The organism is Escherichia sp. F1, assembly GCF_046764225.1.
Classification (GTDB): Bacteria; Pseudomonadota; Gammaproteobacteria; order Enterobacterales; family Enterobacteriaceae; genus Escherichia; species Escherichia coli.
The window spans coordinates 3,412,827-3,436,517 of record NZ_CP177202.1; the positions used below are offsets into that span (position 1 = coordinate 3,412,827).

Sequence of the window (23,691 nt, forward strand, 5' to 3'; positions counted from 1 at the left end):
TTTCTCTCTTTATCCCCATCTTTATCGCAATGCTTGCGCCTTTTTCCTGTGGCGTGAATAATTTCCTTATAGGCCGGTGAATGTTCAGCTTCCGGCGGCATACAGATAAGAGGAACGGTTTGAACATAGACACTCGCGAAATCACCCTGGAGCCAGCAGACAACGCGCGTCTGTTGAGCCTGTGCGGCCCGTTTGATGACAACATCAAGCAGCTCGAACGCCGTCTCGGCATCGAGATCAATCGCCGCGATAACCACTTTAAACTGACCGGCCGTCCGATTTGCGTCACCGCTGCGGCAGACATTCTGCGTAGCCTGTATGTCGATACTGCCCCGATGCGCGGTCAGATTCAGGATATTGAACCGGAACAGATCCACCTTGCGATTAAAGAAGCGCGAGTACTGGAGCAAAGCGCGGAGAGCGTGCCGGAGTACGGCAAAGCGGTCAATATCAAAACCAAACGCGGCGTAATTAAGCCGCGCACGCCAAACCAGGCGCAGTACATCGCCAATATTCTCGACCATGACATCACCTTCGGCGTTGGCCCGGCGGGTACGGGTAAAACCTACCTGGCAGTGGCTGCGGCAGTTGATGCCCTGGAGCGTCAGGAAATTCGCCGTATTCTGCTGACTCGTCCGGCGGTCGAAGCCGGTGAGAAACTGGGCTTCCTGCCTGGCGATTTAAGCCAGAAAGTAGACCCGTATCTGCGCCCACTGTACGACGCGCTGTTTGAAATGCTGGGCTTTGAGAAAGTCGAGAAACTGATTGAGCGCAACGTTATTGAAGTCGCGCCGCTGGCCTATATGCGTGGTCGTACGCTGAATGACGCCTTTATCATTCTCGATGAGAGCCAGAACACCACCATCGAACAGATGAAGATGTTCCTGACCCGTATCGGTTTTAACTCAAAAGCGGTTATCACCGGCGACGTCACACAGATCGACCTGCCGCGTAATACTAAATCAGGCTTACGTCAAGCCATCGAAGTGCTGGCCGATGTTGAAGAGATCAGCTTTAACTTCTTCCACAGCGAAGACGTGGTTCGTCACCCGGTGGTGGCGCGTATCGTTAACGCTTATGAAGCCTGGGAAGAAGCAGAACAAAAACGTAAAGCGGCGCTGGCAGCAGAACGCAAGCGCGAAGAACAGGAACAAAAATGAGTCAGGTGATCCTCGATTTACAACTGGCATGTGAAGATAATTCCGGGTTACCGGAAGAGAGCCAGTTTCAAACATGGCTGAATGCGGTGATCCCGCAGTTTCAGGAAGAGTCGGAAGTGACTATTCGCGTGGTCGATACCGCCGAAAGCCACAGTCTGAATCTGACCTATCGCGGTAAGGATAAGCCGACCAACGTGCTCTCCTTCCCGTTTGAAGTGCCGCCTGGCATGGAAATGTCGCTACTGGGCGATCTGGTTATCTGCCGTCAGGTGGTTGAGAAGGAAGCTCAGGAGCAAGGCAAACCACTGGAGGCGCACTGGGCGCATATGGTGGTGCACGGCAGTCTGCATTTGTTAGGTTACGATCACATCGAAGATGACGAAGCAGAAGAAATGGAAGCCCTCGAAACAGAGATTATGCTTGCTCTGGGCTATGAGGATCCGTACATTGCCGAGAAAGAATAATTTGCCAGGCATTTGACTGGCAGACGTCCCCGCCGTTGGTGATTAACGACGGCGTTTTGATTAACTAACATGAGAACCCATACGACGCCATGAGCGACGACAATTCACACAGTAGTGACACGATAAGCAACAAGAAGGGATTTTTCTCCCTGTTACTCAGCCAACTTTTCCACGATGAACCGAAAAACCGTGACGAACTGCTGGCGCTGATCCGTGATTCCGGGCAGAACGACCTTATCGACGAAGATACGCGCGATATGCTCGAAGGGGTGATGGACATCGCAGACCAACGCGTCCGCGACATCATGATCCCCCGCTCCCAGATGATTACCCTGAAACGCAACCAGACGCTGGACGAATGCCTTGATGTCATCATCGAGTCCGCCCACTCACGTTTCCCGGTGATTAGCGAAGACAAAGATCACATTGAAGGGATTCTGATGGCGAAAGACTTGCTGCCGTTTATGCGCAGCGATGCTGAAGCCTTCAGCATGGACAAAGTGTTACGTCAGGCAGTTGTCGTTCCTGAAAGTAAGCGCGTAGACCGGATGCTGAAAGAGTTTCGCTCTCAGCGTTACCACATGGCGATCGTCATTGACGAATTCGGTGGGGTTTCCGGTCTGGTGACCATTGAAGACATCCTGGAACTGATTGTTGGTGAGATTGAAGACGAGTATGACGAAGAAGATGATATCGACTTTCGTCAGCTGAGTCGCCATACCTGGACCGTGCGCGCACTGGCTTCCATTGAAGACTTCAACGAAGCGTTCGGCACCCACTTTAGCGATGAAGAGGTTGACACTATCGGTGGTCTGGTGATGCAGGCATTTGGGCATCTTCCGGCGCGTGGCGAAACCATCGACATCGACGGTTACCAGTTCAAAGTGGCGATGGCCGACAGTCGGCGTATTATTCAGGTTCATGTCAAAATCCCGGATGACTCACCCCAGCCGAAGCTGGATGAATAAAACCGAAACTGGATAGATAACTACATGGCTTTTGCCTCATTAATTGAACGCCAGCGCATTCGCCTGCTGCTGGCGTTATTATTCGGTGCCTGCGGAACGCTGGCCTTCTCTCCTTACGACGTCTGGCCTGCGGCGATTATTTCGCTGATGGGGCTTCAGGCGCTGACCTTTAACCGCCGTCCACTCCAGTCTGCCGCTATTGGCTTTTGCTGGGGATTTGGCCTCTTTGGCAGCGGTATTAACTGGGTCTATGTCAGCATCGCGACTTTTGGCGGAATGCCTGGCCCGGTTAACATCTTCCTGGTGGTGCTGCTGGCGGCGTATTTGTCGCTGTATACCGGACTGTTTGCTGGCGTGCTGTCGCGTCTGTGGCCGAAAACCACCTGGCTGCGCGTGGCGATTGCCGCCCCTGCTCTCTGGCAAGTGACCGAGTTTCTGCGCGGTTGGGTGCTGACCGGCTTCCCGTGGTTACAGTTCGGCTATAGCCAGATTGATGGCCCGTTAAAAGGGCTGGCACCGATAATGGGCGTGGAAGCCATTAACTTCCTGCTGATGATGGTTAGTGGCCTGCTGGCACTGGCGTTGGTCAAACGCAACTGGCGTCCGCTGGTAGTGGCCGTCGTGCTGTTTGCCCTTCCCTTCCCGCTGCGTTACATCCAGTGGTTTACCCCGCAACCGGAGAAAACCATTCAGGTTTCGATGGTTCAGGGCGATATTCCGCAATCACTGAAATGGGACGAAGGCCAGCTTCTTAATACGCTGAAGATTTACTACAACGCAACGGCACCGCTGATGGGCAAATCATCGTTGATTATCTGGCCGGAGTCGGCGATAACCGATCTGGAAATTAATCAGCAACCGTTCCTCAAAGCACTGGACGGTGAGTTGCGTGATAAAGGGAGCTCGCTGGTAACCGGGATTGTTGACGCGCGTCTCAATAAGCAGAACCGCTACGATACTTACAACACCATCATCACGCTGGGGAAAGGTGCGCCGTACAGCTACGAATCAGCCGATCGCTATAACAAAAACCATCTGGTGCCGTTTGGCGAGTTTGTCCCGCTGGAGTCGATTCTGCGTCCGTTAGCGCCGTTCTTTGATCTGCCGATGTCGTCGTTCAGCCGTGGGCCATATATCCAGCCACCGCTGTCGGTAAACGGTATTGAGCTTACTGCGGCTATTTGCTACGAGATCATTCTCGGCGAGCAAGTGCGTGATAACTTCCGCCCGGATACCGATTATCTGCTGACTATCTCCAACGATGCATGGTTTGGTAAGTCTATTGGTCCATGGCAGCACTTCCAGATGGCGCGAATGCGTGCGCTGGAGTTGGCGCGCCCGCTACTGCGTAGCACCAACAACGGCATTACGGCGGTGATTGGTCCGCAGGGTGAGATTCAGGCGATGATCCCGCAATTCACCCGCGAGGTGTTAACCACTAACGTGACGCCGACTACCGGACTTACACCGTACGCACGTACCGGCAACTGGCCTCTGTGGGTGCTGACGGCACTGTTTGGTTTTGCTGCTGTGCTGATGAGTCTGCGTCAGCGACGTAAACGTTGAGGTGAATGATGCGCTGGCCTGCAAAATTGCATCATTTTTGCAGGCCAGATAAACCGTTAACACCGCATCCGGTATCAACAAAACATACTTTCTCATTAAGCGGTGGGGCGTGATTATCATGCCCCTTTTTTCTTACGGTTCAGGGATACAAGCCACATTGCCATATTGGGGATGACGAATAATTGCCTGCGGATCAAGCGAGCGCGTCCTGTCCAGTTGGATTAACCCGTTCTTCGCCATAACAAATATTTTTCTACCATCCGCTGAAAAACGAAGGTGATTTACGTAGCTGGCAGGATAAACGCCAATAATCTGCCCGGCATTAATATTGAGCTGGATGACATAACCTTGCAGGCCATATGACACCAACGCTAAATATTGACCGTCCGGGCTAATACCCTCAACGGAATAAACGCTCCTGCTACACCATTGCGTCATAATACTGGCTTGTTGATCCTCAGCTCTTATACGTGAAATCCCCTGGCTATCGGCAAAAATAATCTCGCCATTTTTTGGTCGGAATCCCATCGCAGAAACGACACCACGCGCAACACCTGCGGGAAAGTCTTCTTTCTGATGCGTGATGGTATTGATGCGTACAATGTCACCTCTGACCATACCGGGTATCAACAATGTTTTTTCATCCGGGGAAAGTGCCATAACCCAGGCACCAGGTTTATTACTCGTCCCCGTCCCGTCGTATTTCTCCAGCGGGATATCCGCCACATGCTGATAAGTCACCAGATCAATGGCTGACACACTATTACTGGTGCGATTCATCACCCAAGCTTTTGTGCCATCACGCGAGAGGATAAGACTGTCAGGATGTGCACCGGTGGTAATCGACTGAATAATCTCCCCCGTCGCCACGTTAATGACCAATAACGCATTCGCTTCAAATGAAGTCGCATAAAGCAACGTTTCATCCGGGCTTAGCGCCAGCGATCTGACGCCCTGATCTTTACAGCCACCACAATGTTTGACTGACTTTTCTTTCGCTATGGGGGCTGTAAAGGTATGCAGGATGTTCTTTTGTCCGAGGTCGAAAACAACAATGCTGTTCGTGTTTTCAATTGCGGTATACAACGTATTACCATCCCGACTGATCGCCATATCATGGATATCGGCAATCTCAGCGAGCAAATCACCACTGGCCTGTTCACGACTTACCGGAGCGGATAATGTTTCCCTGAGGGCGTTGCGTTCCTCCGCTAACTGTTGTTTTTTTTGTCGTCGCTCTTGTTCAATCTCCTGCGGAAAAAACGCTTCACGCAGGCTTTGCCTGACTTGTAAAACTGACTCATCCATCTGCTGCTGCGCAAGCCAGATAGCCCCGGTCAGAAGAAGACTACCCGCAACAATAATCCCGCCTTCCGTAACAAGCCGGTTTTGCCCATATAAACGCGCACTCAGCCCCCCCATCGCGCCACCCGCAATCAGGCCGCCAATATGACAAGCATTATCTATTCCTGTTTGCCGGGCACCATACAACAGTGTCAGCGCCACCATACCCAACAGAGAAAATACTCGCCGCTGGTTTTTATGGTATGTGCCCGCACCTGAAGCAAGCTGTGTTGCTATCGCAGCGCCAGCTATTCCCATAATTGCTTCGGATGCCCCAACGCTGATGACTATCTGCTCACTTTCGCGTAACGCATAACAGGCGCTGGTGAGTCCACCAAAGACGCCGGAGAATAACCAGATAATCAGAAGTCGCCATTTCCCCAGTATCCGCTCCGCCACTGCCCCCACCACCAGAAGTGCAAACATATTCATCAGCAAATGGGGGAAACTACTGTGCAGAAAGACACTGCTCAATAAGCGCCAGGATTCGCCCGACAACGTGAGAGAAGTAACGTTAGCACCGAGATGGATGAGTGCGGATTGATCGACTTCTTCATAACTCATCCATTGTGCGAGATAACAAAATATCCCAACACAGAGCGCAAAAAGGATAAAGGTTATTGCGGGTAATTGAACATTTAACGGCTTAACCGAAGATGCAGACATAAGGTGTTTCTTCCTTGAAAAGACAGGTAAAAAGCATTTTTCCCGTGTGCAGTTATCATCCCGGCAAACGTCCCATGCCGAAAAGATAACTCTGTCCGAAATATGACTTTTTCAGCCTAAAATTACAATCGTAATTAATTCACCCCTAACTATTTTTTGGCATGTAAGTTGCTTTATTTACTGTGTAAGCAATGAAATCAGCCGCGACGCAACCGGGTTGCACCACCACAAATCAGCGGTAGCACCAAAAAGGTGCAGTTTAAGAATTTTGCTTCGGAATGGTGCGGCGCATCTCGCAAAAACAAACAATAAAACAGCAATATCTTTACATTTAACCAAACTAAATGTTACCTAACAGGCACAACACTGCACAATAAAGTTGCAGACGATAACAACACAAACACTCACAACGGGTATCCATGCGTTCTTAACGCAGAAGATAAAGGAGTTGGATATGCAATTACGTAAACCTGCCACAGCAATCCTCGCCCTGGCGCTTTCCGCAGGACTGGCACAGGCAGATGACGCCGTCCCGGCAGCAGGCAGTACGCTGGACAAAATCGCCAAAAACGGCGTGATTGTCGTCGGTCACCGTGAATCTTCAGTACCTTTCTCTTATTACGACAATCAGCAAAAAGTGGTGGGTTACTCGCAGGATTACTCCAACGCCATTGTTGAAGCAGTGAAAAAGAAACTCAACAAACCGGACTTGCAGGTGAAACTGATTCCGATCACCTCACAAAACCGTATTCCACTGCTGCAAAACGGCACTTTCGATTTTGAATGTGGTTCTACCACCAACAACGTCGAACGCCAAAAACAGGCGGCTTTCTCTGACACTATTTTCGTGGTCGGTACGCGCCTGTTGACCAAAAAGGGTGGCGATATCAAAGATTTCGCCGATCTGAAAGGCAAAGCCGTAGTCGTCACTTCCGGCACTACCTCTGAAGTTTTGCTCAACAAACTGAATGAAGAGCAAAAAATGAATATGCGAATTATCAGCGCCAAAGATCACGGTGACTCTTTCCGCACCCTGGAAAGCGGTCGTGCCGTTGCCTTTATGATGGATGATGCTCTGCTGGCTGGTGAACGTGCGAAAGCGAAGAAACCAGACAACTGGGAAATCGTCGGCAAGCCGCAGTCTCAGGAAGCCTACGGTTGTATGTTGCGTAAAGACGATCCGCAGTTCAAAAAGCTGATGGATGACACTATCGCTCAGGTGCAGACCTCCGGTGAAGCGGAAAAATGGTTTGATAAATGGTTCAAAAACCCAATTCCGCCGAAAAACCTGAACATGAATTTCGAACTGTCAGACGAAATGAAAGCACTGTTCAAAGAACCGAATGACAAGGCACTGAACTAATTACAAGAACCAGGGGCGGAAATTCCAGCCCTCTCGATTGTTACGTAGTACGGACAGACTATACGCCTGATGGTCGTTCCCCATCGGGCCTGAAAACCGCAATACGCTGGGTAACAATCTTCGAGGGTAGCAGTTAACGCTGCTACCCTCTTTTTTCTGGAGTAGATTTATGTCTATAGACTGGAACTGGGGTATTTTTTTACAACAAGCCCCGTTCGGCAACACCACCTATCTTGGTTGGATCTGGAGTGGTTTTCAGGTGACGATCGCTTTGTCGATCTGCGCCTGGATTATCGCTTTCCTCGTCGGTTCATTTTTCGGCATTTTACGTACCGTTCCAAACCGTTTTCTCTCCGGTCTGGGTACGTTGTATGTCGAACTGTTCCGCAACGTGCCGTTGATTGTGCAATTCTTTACCTGGTATCTGGTGATCCCGGAGCTGCTGCCGGAGAAAATCGGCATGTGGTTTAAGGCCGAGCTGGATCCCAATATTCAGTTTTTCCTTTCATCCATGCTCTGCCTGGGGCTGTTTACCGCCGCCCGTGTTTGCGAACAGGTACGCGCCGCGATCCAGTCGCTGCCGCGAGGGCAAAAAAATGCCGCGCTGGCGATGGGCCTGACGCTACCACAGGCTTATCGATACGTACTGTTGCCTAACGCTTATCGCGTTATCGTCCCGCCGATGACCTCCGAGATGATGAACCTGGTGAAAAACTCTGCCATCGCCTCGACTATTGGTCTGGTGGATATGGCGGCGCAGGCGGGTAAATTGCTTGATTACTCAGCCCACGCCTGGGAGTCGTTTACCGCCATCACGCTGGCGTATGTATTGATTAACGCTTTTATCATGCTGGTGATGACGCTGGTTGAACGTAAAGTTCGCCTGCCTGGCAACATGGGGGGCAAATAATGTACGAGTTTGACTGGAGTTCCATTGTCCCTTCCCTGCCATATCTGCTCGACGGGCTGGTGATCACGCTGAAAATCACCGTCACAGCAGTCGTGATTGGTATTTTGTGGGGCACCATGCTGGCGGTGATGCGCTTATCCAGCTTCGCGCCTGTTGCGTGGTTTGCCAAAGCCTACGTTAACGTGTTCCGCTCGATTCCTTTAGTTATGGTTTTGCTGTGGTTTTACCTGATTGTGCCGGGTTTTCTGCAAAACGTGCTGGGATTATCGCCAAAAAATGATATCCGTTTAATTTCGGCAATGGTGGCGTTTTCGATGTTTGAAGCGGCCTACTATTCAGAGATTATCCGTGCCGGTATTCAAAGTATTTCCCGTGGTCAGTCTAGCGCCGCGCTGGCGTTGGGGATGACTCACTGGCAGTCGATGAAACTGATTATTCTGCCGCAGGCTTTCCGCGCGATGGTGCCGCTGCTGCTCACTCAGGGCATCGTACTGTTCCAGGATACCTCACTGGTGTATGTGTTATCTCTGGCCGATTTCTTCCGTACCGCTTCAACCATTGGTGAGCGTGATGGTACGCAGGTCGAGATGATCCTGTTTGCCGGATTTGTTTATTTCGTTATTAGCCTTAGCGCGTCGTTGTTGGTCAGCTACTTGAAAAGAAGGACAGCTTAATGATTACCCTGAAAAATGTTTCAAAATGGTATGGTCACTTTCAGGTGCTGACCGACTGCTCAACCGAAGTGAAAAAAGGCGAAGTGGTGGTGGTTTGCGGCCCGTCTGGTTCCGGCAAATCAACGCTGATTAAAACCGTCAACGGCCTCGAACCGGTGCAGCAAGGTGAAATTACCGTCGATGGCATCGTGGTTAACGATAAGAAAACCGATCTGGCAAAGCTGCGTTCCCGCGTCGGGATGGTGTTCCAGCATTTCGAGTTGTTCCCCCATTTGTCGATTATTGAAAACCTGACCCTGGCGCAGGTGAAAGTGCTTAAACGCGATAAAGCACCCGCTCGTGAAAAAGCATTGAAATTGCTGGAGCGCGTCGGGCTTTCCGCTCATGCCAATAAGTTTCCGGCGCAGCTTTCCGGCGGTCAGCAGCAGCGTGTGGCGATCGCTCGCGCATTGTGCATGGATCCTATTGCCATGCTGTTCGACGAACCGACATCGGCGCTGGATCCGGAGATGATCAACGAAGTGCTGGACGTAATGGTCGAACTGGCGAATGAAGGAATGACCATGATGGTGGTGACCCACGAAATGGGCTTTGCCCGTAAAGTGGCGAATCGGGTGATCTTTATGGACGAGGGTAAAATTGTCGAAGACTCGCCGAAAGACGCTTTCTTCGATGATCCGAAATCGGACCGCGCAAAAGACTTCCTCGCGAAAATCCTGCATTAATCACTCTGGCGCGCATACCCAAGTGCGCGCCATCTCACGCTTTATCGTTTCGCTCCTCGTATCTGTTACATCCTGGCGGTACCCTTGTCGCAAAGAAGCACACAACAAGGAGCAACAATGGCACTGCCAATTCTGTTAGATTGCGACCCAGGTCATGACGACGCTATCGCAATAGTTCTTGCCCTCGCCTCACCAGAGCTTGATGTCAAAGCAATTACGTCTTCCGCCGGAAACCAGACACCAGAAAAAACCTTACGCAATGTTCTGCGTATGCTGACCTTGCTTAATCGCACCGATATTCCGGTAGCAGGCGGTGCGGTAAAACCGTTAATGCGTGAGTTGATTATCGCGGACAATGTGCACGGCGAAAGCGGTCTCGACGGCCCGGCATTACCGGAACCGACGTTCGCACCGCAAAACTGTACGGCGGTGGAGCTGATGGCGAAAACGCTGCGCGAAAGTGCGGAACCTGTCACAATTGTTTCTACCGGACCGCAAACTAACGTTGCCTTGCTGCTCAATAGCCATCCGGAACTGCATAGCAAAATCGCCCGTATCGTGATTATGGGCGGCGCAATGGGACTTGGTAACTGGACGCCAGCCGCCGAGTTTAATATTTATGTTGACCCGGAAGCGGCAGAAATTGTTTTCCAGTCAGGGATCCCGGTGGTGATGGCCGGTCTGGATGTTACTCATAAAGCGCAAATCCACGTTGAAGACACCGAGCGTTTCCGCGCGATTGGCAACCCTGTTTCAACCATTGTTGCCGAACTGCTGGATTTCTTCCTCGAATATCATAAAGACGAAAAATGGGGTTTTGTCGGCGCACCGCTGCATGACCCATGCACCATCGCCTGGCTGTTGAAACCGGAGTTGTTTACCACTGTTGAGCGCTGGGTTGGCGTGGAAACACAAGGGAAATATACCCAGGGTATGACGGTTGTTGATTATTATTATCTGACTGGCAATAAACCGAATGCCACTGTAATGGTCGATGTTGATCGTCAGGGCTTTGTTGATTTACTGGCTGATCGTCTGAAATTTTACGCTTAATCACTCGCCGGATGACATCACGCCATCCGGCACCACTCATTTCATTACGGCTCGAACGGGCGTCTCTGGAACTGGTCATGACCACATTTCGGGCATAGCGTCAGCACTTCCGGTGTATAGATCGGGAGATGGAAATGACATTTCTCGCAGACCAGATTACCCAGCCCTACCACTTCTCCGCTGTGATAAACCCCGTGATGATTGAGGTCCTGGAAAACTTCGCGCCATTCAAGCTGCGTTTTATCGGTGATGTCTGCCAGTTCCTGCCACAAGCTTTCTTTAATCACCCGCATAAAGACGCTGTCAGACTCTTCTTTCAGGCTCTCTTCATAGCTCATGGCGAACTCTTCCAGGTCACGTCTGACAGCTCGCGTCAGCTCATCGACTTCGGTTCGCGTTAACTCCCCTGTTTTTATTACGCGCTCGCGCGCCTGTTCCACCAGTGCGTCGATATCACGTTCGCCATTGCGCAGGCGTTCGCTCAGTGACGCGACCAGTTCACGGTAATATTGAGCAACCTTGTTCATCGTTTCATCTCCCGGGTCGTTAACTGACTATAATAATAGACGTTCTTTGTTCCTTGCTTTGCTAATACGCCCACAAACTCTGTAAATTAATGTATGAATAATCCGGGCATCATTTCAACGTCGAATGCGCGAAAGGCTGTTTTGACGCGGACGTTTGGGCTATGCTATGCGGATCTGAAAAACCACCTCAACGCTACATTTGTAGCCGTATTGAAAACAGGACCACTGGCTGCCATGCAAGAGCAATACCGCCCGGAAGAGATAGAATCCAAAGTACAGCTTCATTGGGATGAGAAGCGCACATTTGAAGTAACCGAAGACGAGAGCAAAGAGAAGTATTACTGCCTGTCTATGCTTCCCTATCCTTCTGGTCGACTACACATGGGCCACGTACGTAACTACACCATTGGTGACGTGATCGCCCGCTACCAGCGTATGCTGGGCAAAAACGTCCTGCAGCCGATCGGCTGGGACGCGTTTGGTCTGCCTGCGGAAGGCGCGGCGGTGAAAAACAACACCGCACCGGCACCGTGGACGTACGACAACATCGCGTACATGAAAAACCAGCTCAAAATGCTGGGCTTTGGTTATGACTGGAGCCGCGAGCTGGCAACCTGTACACCGGAATACTACCGTTGGGAACAGAAATTCTTCACCGAGCTGTATAAAAAAGGCCTGGTATATAAGAAGACTTCTGCAGTCAACTGGTGCCCGAACGACCAGACCGTACTGGCGAACGAACAAGTTATCGACGGCTGCTGCTGGCGCTGCGATACCAAAGTTGAGCGTAAAGAGATCCCGCAATGGTTTATCAAAATCACCGCTTACGCTGACGAGCTGCTCAACGATCTGGATAAACTGGATCACTGGCCAGACACCGTTAAAACCATGCAGCGTAACTGGATCGGTCGTTCCGAAGGCGTGGAAATCACCTTCAACGTTAACGACTATGACAACACGCTGACCGTTTACACTACCCGCCCGGACACCTTTATGGGTTGTACCTACCTGGCGGTAGCGGCAGGTCATCCGCTGGCGCAGAAAGCGGCGGAAAATAATCCTGAACTGGCGGCCTTTATTGACGAATGCCGTAACACCAAAGTTGCCGAAGCTGAAATGGCGACGATGGAGAAAAAAGGCGTCGATACTGGCTTTAAAGCGGTTCACCCATTAACGGGCGAAGAAATTCCCGTTTGGGCAGCAAACTTCGTATTGATGGAATACGGCACGGGCGCAGTTATGGCGGTTCCGGGTCACGACCAGCGCGACTACGAGTTTGCCTCTAAATACGGCCTGAATATCAAACCGGTTATCCTGGCAGCTGACGGCTCTGAGCCAGATCTTTCTCAGCAAGCCCTGACTGAAAAAGGCGTGCTGTTCAACTCTGGCGAGTTCAACGGTCTTGACCATGAAGCGGCCTTCAACGCTATCGCCGATAAACTGACTGCGATGGGCGTTGGCGAGCGTAAAGTGAACTACCGCCTGCGCGACTGGGGTGTTTCCCGTCAACGTTACTGGGGCGCGCCGATTCCGATGGTGACGCTGGAAGACGGTACCGTAATGCCGACCCCGGACGACCAGCTGCCGGTGATCCTGCCGGAAGATGTGGTGATGGACGGCATTACCAGCCCGATTAAAGCAGATCCGGAGTGGGCAAAAACTACCGTTAACGGTATGCCAGCGCTGCGTGAAACCGACACTTTCGACACCTTTATGGAGTCCTCCTGGTACTATGCGCGCTACACTTGCCCGGAGTACAAAGAAGGTATGCTGGATTCCAAAGCGGCTAACTACTGGCTGCCGGTGGATATCTACATTGGTGGTATCGAACACGCCATTATGCACCTGCTCTACTTCCGCTTCTTCCACAAACTGATGCGTGATGCAGGCATGGTGAACTCTGACGAACCAGCGAAACAGTTGCTGTGTCAGGGTATGGTGCTGGCAGATGCCTTCTACTATGTTGGCGAAAACGGCGAACGTAACTGGGTTTCCCCGGTTGATGCTATCGTTGAACGTGACGAGAAAGGCCGTATCGTGAAAGCGAAAGACGCGGCAGGTCATGAACTGGTTTATACCGGCATGAGCAAAATGTCCAAGTCGAAGAACAACGGTATCGACCCGCAGGTGATGGTTGAACGTTACGGCGCGGACACCGTTCGTCTGTTTATGATGTTTGCTTCTCCGGCTGATATGACTCTCGAATGGCAGGAATCCGGCGTGGAAGGGGCTAACCGCTTCCTGAAACGTGTCTGGAAACTGGTGTACGAGCACACAGCGAAAGGTGATGTTGCGGCACTGAACGTTGATGCGCTGACTGAAGATCAGAAAGCGCTGCGTCGCGATGTGCATAAAACGATCGCTAAAGTGACCGATGATATCGGCCGTCGTCAGACCTTCAACACCGCAATTGCAGCGATTATGGAGCTGATGAACAAACTGGCGAAAGCACCGACCGATGGCGAGCAGGACCGCGCCCTGATGCAGGAAGCGCTGCTGGCGGTAGTCCGTATGCTTAACCCGTTCACCCCGCACATCTGCTTCACGTTGTGGCAGGAACTGAAAGGCGAAGGCGATATCGACAACGCACCGTGGCCGGTTGCTGACGAAAAAGCGATGGTGGAAGACTCCACGCTGGTCGTGGTGCAGGTTAACGGTAAAGTCCGTGCAAAAATCACCGTTCCGGTGGACGCAACGGAAGAACAGGTTCGCGAACGTGCTGGCCAGGAACATCTGGTAGCAAAATATCTTGATGGCGTTACTGTACGTAAAGTGATTTACGTACCAGGTAAACTCCTCAATCTGGTCGTTGGCTAAGCGCGGGAGGAAGCGTGCGATATCTGGCAACATTGTTGTTATCTCTGGCGGTGTTAATCACCGCCGGGTGTGGCTGGCATCTGCGTGATACCACGCAGGTTCCTTCCACTATGAAGGTCATGATCCTGGACTCAGGCGATCCGAACGGGCCATTAAGCCGTGCGGTGCGTAACCAGTTACGTCTGAATGGTGTCGAGTTGCTTGATAAAGAAACCACGCGTAAGGACGTTCCATCCCTGCGTTTGGGTAAAGTGAGCATCGCGAAAGATACCGCATCGGTATTCCGTAACGGTCAAACAGCAGAGTATCAGATGATCATGACGGTCAATGCGACCGTGTTGATCCCCGGCCGTGACATCTACCCGATTAGCGCCAAAGTCTTCCGTTCGTTCTTCGATAACCCGCAAATGGCGTTAGCGAAAGATAACGAACAAGACATGATCGTAAAAGAGATGTACGACCGTGCTGCCGAACAGCTGATTCGTAAGCTGCCAAGCATCCGTGCTGCGGATATTCGTTCCGACGAAGAACAGACGTCGACCACAACGGATACTCCGGCAACGCCTGCACGCGTCTCTACCACGCTGGGTAACTGATGATTCGGTTGTACCCGGAACAACTCCGCGCGCAGCTCAATGAAGGGCTGCGCGCGGCGTATCTTTTACTTGGTAACGATCCTCTGTTATTGCAGGAAAGCCAGGACGCTATTCGTCAGGTAGCTGCGGTACAAGGATTCGAAGAACACCACACTTTTTCCATTGATCCCAACACTGACTGGAATGCGATTTTTTCGTTATGCCAGGCCATGAGCCTGTTTGCCAGTCGACAAACGCTATTGCTGTTGTTACCCGAAAACGGACCGAATGCGGCGATCAATGAACAACTTCTCACACTCACCGGACTTCTGCATGACGACCTGCTGTTGATCGTCCGCGGTAATAAATTAAGCAAAGCGCAAGAAAATGCCGCCTGGTTTACTGCTCTTGCGAATCGCAGCGTGCAGGTGACCTGTCAGACACCGGAGCAGGCTCAGCTTCCCCGCTGGGTTGCTGCGCGCGCAAAACAGCTCAACTTAGAACTGGATGACGCGGCGAATCAGGTGCTCTGCTACTGTTATGAAGGTAACCTGCTGGCGCTGGCTCAGGCACTGGAGCGTTTATCGCTACTCTGGCCAGACGGCAAACTGACATTACCTCGCGTTGAACAGGCGGTGAATGATGCCGCGCATTTCACCCCTTTTCATTGGGTTGATGCTTTGTTGATGGGAAAAAGTAAGCGCGCGTTGCATATTCTTCAGCAACTGCGTCTGGAAGGCAGCGAACCGGTTATTTTGTTGCGCACATTACAACGTGAACTGTTGTTACTGGTTAACCTGAAACGCCAGTCTGCCCATACGCCACTGCGTGCGTTGTTTGATAAGCATCGGGTATGGCAGAACCGCCGGGGCATGATGGGCGAGGCGTTAAATCGCTTAAGCCAGCCGCAGTTACGTCAGGCCGTGCAACTCCTGACACGAACGGAACTCACCCTCAAACAAGATTACGGTCAGTCAGTGTGGGCAGAGCTGGAAGGGTTATCTCTTCTGTTGTGCCATAAACCCCTGGCGGACGTATTTATCGACGGTTGATATGAAATCTTTACAGGCTCTGTTTGGTGGCACCTTTGATCCGGTGCACTATGGTCATCTTAAACCCGTGGAAACGCTGGCGAATTTGATTGGTCTGACGCGGGTCACAATCATCCCTAATAATGTTCCTCCGCATCGTCCCCAGCCGGAAGCGAACAGCGTGCAGCGTAAACACATGCTTGAACTGGCGATTGCCGACAAGCCATTATTTACTCTTGATGAACGTGAGCTAAAGCGCAATGCCCCCTCTTACACTGCGCAAACACTGAAAGAGTGGCGGCAGGAACAAGGACCGGACGTGCCGCTGGCGTTTATTATTGGTCAGGATTCATTGCTGACCTTTCCGACCTGGTACGAATACGAAACGATACTCGACAATGCACATTTGATCGTCTGTCGGCGTCCAGGTTACCCACTTGAAATGGCGCAAACGCAATACCAGCAATGGCTGGAAGATCATTTGACACATAACCCGGAAGATCTTCACCTTCAGCCTGCCGGTAAAATTTATCTGGCTGAAACGCCGTGGTTTAACATCTCGGCGACCATCATCCGCGAACGTTTGCAAAACGGTGAATCGTGTGAGGATTTATTGCCGGAACCGGTACTGACTTACATTAACCAACAAGGCTTGTATCGCTGATACCTGTCGTTACGGAGGGCATGATGCGACTGTGGTTAATTCGTCATGGCGAAACGCAAGCGAATGTCGATGGTCTGTACAGCGGTCATGCGCCCACTCCCCTGACCGCGCGCGGTATTGAGCAAGCGCAGAATCTGCATACGCTGCTACATGGTGTTTCCTTTGACCTGGTTTTATGCAGTGAACTGGAACGGGCACAGCATACCGCGCGACGGGTTCTCAGTGATCGCCAGCTCCCCGTGCAAATCATCCCTGAACTCAACGAAATGTTTTTTGGCGACTGGGAGATGCGACATCATCGCGACCTCATGCAAGAAGATGCCGAAAACTATAGCGCGTGGTGCAATGACTGGCAGCATGCTATCCCCACGAACGGTGAAGGATTTCAGGCATTTTCACAACGTGTGGAACGGTTTATCGCAAGGCTTAGTGAATTTCAGCACTATCAGAATATTTTAGTCGTCAGCCATCAGGGTGTACTGAGTCTGTTAATCGCCCGTTTAATTGGTATGCCTGCCGAAGCTATGTGGCATTTTCGCGTTGACCAGGGGTGTTGGAGCGCCATTGATATCAACCAAAAATTCGCGACGCTACGCGTCCTCAATAGCCGTGCCATCGGGGTCGAGAATGCATGACTTTTCTGTTTTTTTACGGGTAAGCCGCAACGACCATTGACAGCCCCGGGCAGGCTGATATTCTCCGCAGCCAGACTTTTTTCGCCAGACACGACTTTGTAGAAATTGTTTTACAAAAATGGCGATGCAATCTGCGGCGCGGGGTGGGATGATAGCCCACTTTCGAAAGCCGATTCGGCGACAATTGTCCCGAAATCGCCTCTGGTTCAGGTATACTGACAGACCATTTTTATCTATTTGATTCACCCAGGGGGAAAACTTGCAGGGTAAAGCACTCCAGGATTTTGTTATCGACAAAATTGATGACCTCAAAGGTCAGGACATCATCGCCTTAGACGTTCAGGGCAAATCCAGCATCACCGACTGCATGATCATCTGTACGGGTACGTCCAGCCGTCATGTTATGTCCATTGCTGACCACGTTGTGCAGGAGTCTCGCGCAGCGGGCCTGTTACCGCTCGGCGTAGAAGGTGAAAACAGCGCCGACTGGATTGTCGTGGATTTGGGCGATGTGATTGTCCATGTCATGCAGGAAGAGAGCCGTCGCCTGTATGAACTGGAAAAACTCTGGAGTTAATGCGTGAAGCTGCAACTTGTCGCCGTGGGAACGAAAATGCCGGACTGGGTACAAACCGGTTTTACCGAGTACCTGCGTCGTTTTCCGAAAGATATGCCCTTCGAGCTGATTGAAATTCCGGCCGGAAAACGCGGCAAGAATGCGGACATCAAGCGCATACTCGACAAAGAGGGTGAGCAGATGTTGGCGGCCGCAGGCAAAAACCGCATTGTCACCCTCGATATTCCAGGCAAGCCCTGGGATACGCCGCAGTTAGCCGCTGAGCTGGAACGCTGGAAGCTGGATGGTCGCGACGTCAGTCTACTGATTGGCGGGCCTGAAGGGTTGTCGCCTGCCTGTAAAGCGGCGGCGGAGCAGAGCTGGTCGCTGTCGGCGCTTACCCTCCCCCATCCGTTGGTTCGCGTGCTGGTCGCAGAGAGTCTGTACCGGGCGTGGAGCATCACCACCAACCATCCTTATCACCGTGAGTGATAAGGGAGCTTTGAGTAGAAAACGCAGCGGATGAAACTACAGAACTCTTTTCGCGACTATACGGCAGAGTCCGCGCTGTTTGTGCGCCGGGCGCTGGTCGCCTTTTTGGGGATTTTGCTGCTGACCGGCGTGCTTATCGCCAACCTGTATAATCTGCAAATTGTTCGCTTTACCGATTACCAGACCCGCTCTAATGAAAACCGCATTAAGCTGGTGCCTATCGCGCCCAGCCGCGGCATTATCTACGACCGTAACGGTATCCCTCTGGCACTTAACCGCACTATCTACCAGATAGAGATGATGCCGGAGAAAGTCGATAACGTGCAGCAAACGCTGGACGCTTTGCGCAGCGTGGTTGATCTGACCGATGACGATATTGCTGCATTCCGAAAAGAGCGCGCACGTTCACACCGTTTCACCTCCATTCCGGTGAAAACTAACCTGACCGAAGTACAAGTAGCTCGCTTTGCCGTCAATCAGTACCGTTTTCCGGGTGTTGAAGTTAAAGGCTATAAACGTCGTTACTATCCTTACGGTTCGGCGTTGACCCACGTCATCGGCTATGTGTCGAAAATCAACGATAAAGACGTCGAACGCCTGAATAATGACGGCAAACTGGCCAACTATGCGGCAACGCATGATATCGGTAAGCTGGGCATTGAGCGTTACTATGAAGATGTGCTGCACGGTCAGACTGGTTATGAAGAGGTTGAAGTTAACAACCGTGGGCGTGTTATCCGCCAGTTAAAAGAAGTGCCACCGCAAGCCGGACACGATATTTACCTGACGCTGGATCTCAAACTCCAGCAATATATTGAAACGCTGCTGGCGGGTAGCCGCGCAGCTGTGGTAGTCACCGATCCGCGTACAGGTGGGGTGCTGGCGCTGGTTTCCACGCCTAGTTATGACCCAAACCTGTTTGTTGACGGTATCTCCAGCAAAGATTATTCCGCCTTGCTGAACGACCCGAATACACCGCTGGTGAACCGCGCCACACAGGGGGTTTATCCTCCCGCGTCTACAGTTAAACCCTATGTGGCGGTTTCGGCATTGAGCGCCGGAGTGATCACGCGCAATACGACGCTGTTTGACCCAGGCTGGTGGCAACTGCCAGGTTCGGAAAAACGTTATCGTGACTGGAAAAAATGGGGCCACGGGCGTCTGAATGTCACAAGATCGCTGGAAGAATCTGCGGATACCTTCTTCTATCAGGTGGCCTACGATATGGGAATCGATCGCCTCTCCGAATGGATGGGTAAATTCGGTTATGGTCATTACACCGGTATCGACCTGGCGGAAGAACGTTCCGGCAACATGCCTACCCGCGAATGGAAACAGAAACGCTTTAAAAAACCGTGGTATCAGGGTGACACCATTCCGGTTGGTATCGGTCAGGGTTACTGGACAGCGACCCCAATCCAGATGAGTAAGGCACTGATGATCCTGATTAATGACGGTATCGTGAAGGTTCCGCATTTGCTGATGAGCACCGCCGAAGACGGCAAACAGGTGCCATGGGTACAACCGCATGAACCGCCCGTCGGCGATATTCATTCCGGTTACTGGGAGCTGGCAAAAGACGGTATGTACGGTGTTGCTAACCGCCCTAACGGTACGGCGCATAAATACTTTGCCAGCGCACCGTACAAAATTGCGGCGAAATCTGGTACAGCTCAGGTCTTCGGTCTGAAAGCGAACGAAACCTATAATGCGCACAAAATTGCCGAGCGTTTACGTGACCACAAACTGATGACCGCCTTTGCGCCATACAACAATCCGCAAGTGGCTGTCGCCATGATTCTGGAGAACGGCGGCGCGGGTCCGGCGGTTGGTACGCTGATGCGCCAGATCCTCGACCACATTATGCTGGGTGATAACAACACCGATCTGCCTGCGGAAAATCCAGCGGTTGCCGCAGCGGAGGACCATTAATCATGACGGATAATCCGAATAAAAAAACATTCTGGGATAAAGTCCATCTCGATCCCACAATGCTGCTGATCTTACTGGCATTGCTGGTTTACAGCGCCCTGGTTATCTGGAGCGCCAGCGGTCAGGATATTGGCATGATGGAGCGTAAAATAGGCCAAATCGCGATGGGCCTGGTCATCATGGTGGTGATGGCGCAAATTCCTCCACGCGTTTATGAAGGCTGGGCCCCCTATCTCTATATCATCTGTATTATTTTGCTGGTGGCGGTAGATGCTTTTGGTGCCATCTCTAAAGGCGCTCAACGCTGGCTGGACCTCGGTATTGTTCGTTTTCAGCCGTCGGAAATTGCCAAAATAGCCGTGCCACTGATGGTTGCGCGCTTTATCAACCGCGACGTTTGCCCGCCATCGTTGAAGAACACTGGCATCGCGCTGGTGCTGATATTTATGCCCACGCTGCTGGTGGCTGCACAGCCTGACCTGGGAACATCAATCCTCGTTGCGCTTTCCGGTCTGTTTGTACTGTTCCTCTCTGGCCTTAGCTGGCGTCTGATTGGCGTCGCAGTAGTGCTGGTGGCGGCGTTCATTCCTATTCTGTGGTTCTTCCTGATGCATGATTACCAGCGCCAGCGCGTAATGATGCTCCTGGACCCGGAATCAGACCCACTCGGCGCGGGCTATCATATTATTCAGTCTAAAATTGCTATTGGCTCCGGCGGATTACGCGGCAAAGGCTGGCTGCACGGTACTCAGTCACAGCTTGAATTTCTCCCCGAACGCCATACCGACTTTATCTTCGCGGTACTGGCGGAAGAGCTGGGATTAGTGGGCATTTTGATTCTGCTCGCTCTTTACATTCTGCTAATCATGCGCGGGCTGTGGATAGCCGCCAGAGCGCAAACCACCTTTGGTCGCGTCATGGCTGGCGGCTTAATGCTGATATTATTCGTTTATGTCTTCGTAAATATTGGTATGGTAAGCGGTATTCTGCCGGTTGTAGGGGTTCCGCTCCCACTGGTCAGTTATGGAGGATCGGCGCTAATTGTGCTGATGGCTGGGTTCGGGATTGTAATGTCAATCCACACCCACAGGAAAATGTTGTCGAAAAGCGTGTAAGAGGTGCGCAATGCGTAAGCAGTGGCTCGGGATCTGCATCGCGGCAGGAATGCTCGCGGCATGTACAAGCGATGATGGTCAGCAACAGACGGTAAGTGTACCGCAGCCTGCGGTATGTAACGGCCCCATAGTTGAAATTAGCGGGGCGGACCCGCGTTTCGAACCACTGAACGCGACGGCAAATCAGGATTACCAGCGCGACGGTAAAAGCTACAAAATCGTGCAGGATCCGTCTCGATTTAGCCAGGCGGGACTGGCGGCAATCTATGATGCCGAACCCGGCAGTAACCTGACGGCCTCTGGCGAAGCTTTCGATCCGACACAGTTGACGGCGGCCCATCCAACGCTTCCGATCCCCAGCTACGCCAGAATCACTAACCTGGCTAACGGGCGAATGATCGTGGTGCGCATTAATGATCGCGGTCCTTACGGCAACGACCGCGTTATTTCGCTTTCTCGCGCGGCAGCTGACCGTCTTAACACGTCAAACAACACCAAAGTTCGTATCGATCCGATTATTGTCGCCCAGGATGGTTCGCTTTCTGGTCCTGGTATGGCTTGTACCACAGTCGCCAAACAGACTTACGCCCTGCCTGCACCTCCCGATTTAAGTGGTGGCGCGGGAACAAGTTCAGTGTCTGGCCCGCAGGGTGACATTCTTCCGGTCAGTAATTCGACGCTAAAAAGCGAAGATCCGACTGGCGCGCCGGTAACCAGCAGCGGTTTCCTCGGCGCACCAACGACCTTAGCGCCTGGTGTTCTGGAAGGCAGCGAACCAACGCCTGCACCACAGCCCGTTGTTACAGCTCCGTCGACAACGCCTGCAACCTCGCCTGCAATGGTGACACCGCAAGCCGCCTCGCAAAGCGCCAGCGGCAACTTTATGGTGCAAGTCGGGGCCGTTAGCGATCAGGCTCGTGCGCAACAGTACCAACAGCAACTGGGACAGAAGTTCGGCGTCCCCGGTCGCGTAACTCAAAATGGCGCGGTCTGGCGGATCCAGCTTGGCCCATTCGCCAGCAAAGCCGAAGCCAGTACCTTGCAGCAACGTTTGCAAACCGAAGCCCAATTACAGTCATTTATTACCACCGCGCAGTAGCGTAAAGCAGGCATCTGATGTGTCAATTTCTGTAAATGACGTTAACAAAGTCACGCGGAAAGTCAGATGCCTGCCGGTAGTGCATTTGCTATAGTAGGGCACTTTTTTTAATTCCATCACGGATGTCGTAGTTCAGACCATGAATACCATTTTTTCCGCTCGTATCATGAAGCGCCTGGCGCTCACCACGGCTCTTTGCACAGCCTTTATCTCTGCTGCACATGCCGATGACCTGAATATCAAAACAATGATCCCGGGTGTACCGCAGATCGATGCGGAGTCCTACATCCTGATTGACTATAACTCCGGCAAAGTGCTCGCCGAACAGAACGCAGATGTCCGCCGCGATCCTGCCAGCCTGACCAAAATGATGACCAGTTACGTTATCGGCCAGGCAATGAAAGCCGGTAAATTTAAAGAAACTGATTTAGTCACTATCGGCAACGACGCATGGGCCACCGGTAACCCGGTGTTTAAAGGTTCTTCACTGATGTTTCTCAAACCGGGCATGCAGGTTCCGGTTTCTCAGCTGATCCGCGGTATTAACCTGCAATCGGGTAACGATGCTTGTGTCGCCATGGCCGATTTTGCCGCTGGTAGCCAGGACGCTTTTGTTGGCTTGATGAACAGCTACGTTAACGCCCTGGGCCTGAAAAATACCCACTTCCAGACGGTACATGGTCTGGATGCTGATGGTCAGTACAGCTCCGCGCGAGATATGGCGCTGATCGGCCAGGCGTTGATCCGTGACGTACCGAATGAATACTCGATCTATAAAGAAAAAGAATTTACGTTTAACGGTATTCGCCAGCTGAACCGTAACGGTCTGTTATGGGATAACAGCCTGAATGTCGACGGCATCAAAACCGGACACACTGACAAAGCAGGTTACAACCTTGTTGCTTCTGCGACTGAAGGCCAGATGCGCTTGATCTCTGCGGTGATGGGCGGACGTACTTTTAAAGGCCGTGAAGCCGAAAGTAAAAAACTGCTGACCTGGGGCTTCCGTTTCTTCGAAACCGTTAACCCACTGAAAGTAGGTAAAGAGTTCGCCTCTGAACCGGTTTGGTTTGGTGATTCTGATCGCGCTTCGTTAGGTGTTGATAAAGACGTGTATCTGACCATTCCGCGTGGCCGCATGAAAGATCTGAAAGCCAGCTATGTGCTGAACAGCAGTGAATTGCATGCGCCGCTGCAAAAGAATCAGGTCGTCGGTACTATCAACTTCCAGCTTGATGGCAAAACGATCGAACAACGCCCGCTGGTTGTGCTGCAAGAAATCCCGGAAGGCAACTTCTTCGGCAAAATCATTGATTACATTAAATTAATGTTCCATCACTGGTTTGGTTAAAAAT

At 51.8% G+C, this 23,691-nt stretch carries 22 protein-coding genes; 20 read left to right on the plus strand and 2 right to left on the minus strand.

Features of this window, described 5'->3' with window-relative positions; translation table 11 throughout:
- Positions 1–119 precede the first annotated feature (119 nt).
- The 4 genes from ACK8NJ_RS16600 (at position 120) to lnt (ending at position 4,158) form a co-directional block, all read left to right on the plus strand.
- The gene (locus tag ACK8NJ_RS16600; RefSeq protein WP_411961805.1) at positions 120–1,160 is read left to right on the plus strand and encodes a PhoH family protein; all 1,041 of its coding nucleotides are present in this window, start codon (positions 120–122) and stop codon (positions 1,158–1,160) included.
- Complete coding sequence (gene ybeY / locus ACK8NJ_RS16605) at positions 1,157–1,624, plus strand: rRNA maturation RNase YbeY (RefSeq protein WP_000084469.1); 468 nt, start codon at positions 1,157–1,159, stop codon at positions 1,622–1,624. Before ACK8NJ_RS16600 ends, ybeY begins: the two co-directional genes overlap by 4 nt.
- An 89-nt stretch (positions 1,625–1,713) precedes the next feature.
- Positions 1,714–2,592: a CNNM family magnesium/cobalt transport protein CorC gene (corC, locus tag ACK8NJ_RS16610; protein WP_411961806.1), complete on the plus strand. Its 879-nt coding sequence runs from the start codon at positions 1,714–1,716 to the stop codon at positions 2,590–2,592.
- Positions 2,593–2,616: 24 nt separating this feature from the next.
- The gene (gene lnt / locus ACK8NJ_RS16615; protein WP_001601884.1) at positions 2,617–4,158 is read left to right on the plus strand and encodes an apolipoprotein N-acyltransferase; all 1,542 of its coding nucleotides are present in this window, start codon (positions 2,617–2,619) and stop codon (positions 4,156–4,158) included.
- A gap of 132 nt (positions 4,159–4,290) precedes the next feature.
- On the opposite strand, the gene ACK8NJ_RS16620 is transcribed toward lnt, so the two are convergent.
- A complete protein-coding gene (locus ACK8NJ_RS16620) occupies positions 4,291–6,168 on the minus strand; it encodes a rhomboid family intramembrane serine protease (RefSeq protein ID WP_411961807.1) in 1,878 nt (625 codons plus the stop codon).
- Positions 6,169–6,622: 454 nt separating this feature from the next.
- On the opposite strand from ACK8NJ_RS16620, the gene gltI reads away from it, so the two are divergent.
- The 5 genes from gltI to rihA all read left to right on the plus strand — a co-directional run bounded on the left by gltI (position 6,623) and on the right by rihA (position 10,893).
- Positions 6,623–7,531 (plus strand): glutamate/aspartate ABC transporter substrate-binding protein GltI, encoded by a 909-nt coding sequence (gltI, locus tag ACK8NJ_RS16625; protein WP_025210296.1) that lies wholly within the window; start codon positions 6,623–6,625, stop codon positions 7,529–7,531.
- A 169-nt stretch (positions 7,532–7,700) separates the two neighbouring features.
- A complete protein-coding gene (gltJ, locus tag ACK8NJ_RS16630) occupies positions 7,701–8,441 on the plus strand; it encodes a glutamate/aspartate ABC transporter permease GltJ (protein ID WP_000020941.1) in 741 nt (246 codons plus the stop codon).
- Positions 8,441–9,115 (plus strand): glutamate/aspartate ABC transporter permease GltK, encoded by a 675-nt coding sequence (gene gltK / locus ACK8NJ_RS16635; protein WP_000272824.1) that lies wholly within the window; start codon positions 8,441–8,443, stop codon positions 9,113–9,115. The genes gltJ and gltK overlap by 1 nt, the downstream gene beginning before the upstream one ends.
- On the plus strand, positions 9,115–9,840 hold the full coding sequence (gene gltL, locus ACK8NJ_RS16640; protein WP_000631384.1) for a glutamate/aspartate ABC transporter ATP-binding protein GltL: 726 nt from the start codon (positions 9,115–9,117) through the stop codon (positions 9,838–9,840). Before gltK ends, gltL begins: the two co-directional genes overlap by 1 nt.
- Before the next feature lie 117 nt (positions 9,841–9,957).
- On the plus strand, positions 9,958–10,893 hold the full coding sequence (gene rihA / locus ACK8NJ_RS16645) for a pyrimidine-specific ribonucleoside hydrolase RihA (RefSeq protein WP_001207527.1): 936 nt from the start codon (positions 9,958–9,960) through the stop codon (positions 10,891–10,893).
- A gap of 44 nt (positions 10,894–10,937) precedes the next feature.
- Here rihA and ACK8NJ_RS16650 read toward each other — a convergent pair whose 3' ends face one another.
- Positions 10,938–11,420, minus strand: a complete 483-nt coding sequence (locus ACK8NJ_RS16650; RefSeq protein ID WP_001044880.1) for a zinc ribbon-containing protein — start codon at positions 11,418–11,420, stop codon at positions 10,938–10,940.
- Between the two features lie 234 nt (positions 11,421–11,654).
- On the opposite strand from ACK8NJ_RS16650, the gene leuS reads away from it, so the two are divergent.
- The 11 genes from leuS (at position 11,655) to dacA (ending at position 23,687) form a co-directional block, all read left to right on the plus strand.
- Complete coding sequence (gene leuS / locus ACK8NJ_RS16655; RefSeq protein WP_001157896.1) at positions 11,655–14,237, plus strand: leucine--tRNA ligase; 2,583 nt, start codon at positions 11,655–11,657, stop codon at positions 14,235–14,237.
- Positions 14,238–14,251: 14 nt separating this feature from the next.
- Positions 14,252–14,833: an LPS assembly lipoprotein LptE gene (gene lptE, locus ACK8NJ_RS16660; protein ID WP_001269673.1), complete on the plus strand. Its 582-nt coding sequence runs from the start codon at positions 14,252–14,254 to the stop codon at positions 14,831–14,833.
- A complete protein-coding gene (holA, locus tag ACK8NJ_RS16665; RefSeq protein ID WP_000620511.1) occupies positions 14,833–15,864 on the plus strand; it encodes a DNA polymerase III subunit delta in 1,032 nt (343 codons plus the stop codon). Before lptE ends, holA begins: the two co-directional genes overlap by 1 nt.
- 1 nt (position 15,865) lies before the next feature.
- The gene (gene nadD / locus ACK8NJ_RS16670; RefSeq protein WP_065226365.1) at positions 15,866–16,507 is read left to right on the plus strand and encodes a nicotinate-nucleotide adenylyltransferase; all 642 of its coding nucleotides are present in this window, start codon (positions 15,866–15,868) and stop codon (positions 16,505–16,507) included.
- A 23-nt stretch (positions 16,508–16,530) separates the two neighbouring features.
- Positions 16,531–17,142, plus strand: coding sequence for an adenosylcobalamin/alpha-ribazole phosphatase (locus ACK8NJ_RS16675; RefSeq protein ID WP_001241901.1), 612 nt, complete (start codon positions 16,531–16,533; stop codon positions 17,140–17,142).
- A gap of 259 nt (positions 17,143–17,401) precedes the next feature.
- Positions 17,402–17,719: a ribosome silencing factor gene (rsfS, locus tag ACK8NJ_RS16680; RefSeq protein WP_001161664.1), complete on the plus strand. Its 318-nt coding sequence runs from the start codon at positions 17,402–17,404 to the stop codon at positions 17,717–17,719.
- A gap of 3 nt (positions 17,720–17,722) precedes the next feature.
- Complete coding sequence (gene rlmH, locus ACK8NJ_RS16685; protein WP_000776104.1) at positions 17,723–18,190, plus strand: 23S rRNA (pseudouridine(1915)-N(3))-methyltransferase RlmH; 468 nt, start codon at positions 17,723–17,725, stop codon at positions 18,188–18,190.
- Positions 18,191–18,220: 30 nt separating this feature from the next.
- Entirely contained in the window at positions 18,221–20,122 is a 1,902-nt protein-coding gene (mrdA, locus tag ACK8NJ_RS16690) for a peptidoglycan DD-transpeptidase MrdA (RefSeq protein ID WP_000776191.1), read from the plus strand.
- A 2-nt stretch (positions 20,123–20,124) separates the two neighbouring features.
- Entirely contained in the window at positions 20,125–21,237 is a 1,113-nt protein-coding gene (gene mrdB, locus ACK8NJ_RS16695; RefSeq protein WP_000131719.1) for a peptidoglycan glycosyltransferase MrdB, read from the plus strand.
- 10 nt (positions 21,238–21,247) lie between these two features.
- A complete protein-coding gene (gene rlpA, locus ACK8NJ_RS16700; protein ID WP_001231428.1) occupies positions 21,248–22,336 on the plus strand; it encodes an endolytic peptidoglycan transglycosylase RlpA in 1,089 nt (362 codons plus the stop codon).
- Between the two features lie 139 nt (positions 22,337–22,475).
- Positions 22,476–23,687 carry a D-alanyl-D-alanine carboxypeptidase DacA gene (dacA, locus tag ACK8NJ_RS16705; RefSeq protein WP_001092082.1) on the plus strand — a complete coding sequence of 404 codons (1,212 nt, stop codon included), beginning with the start codon at positions 22,476–22,478 and terminating at the stop codon, positions 23,685–23,687.
- Positions 23,688–23,691: the final 4 nt, after the last annotated feature.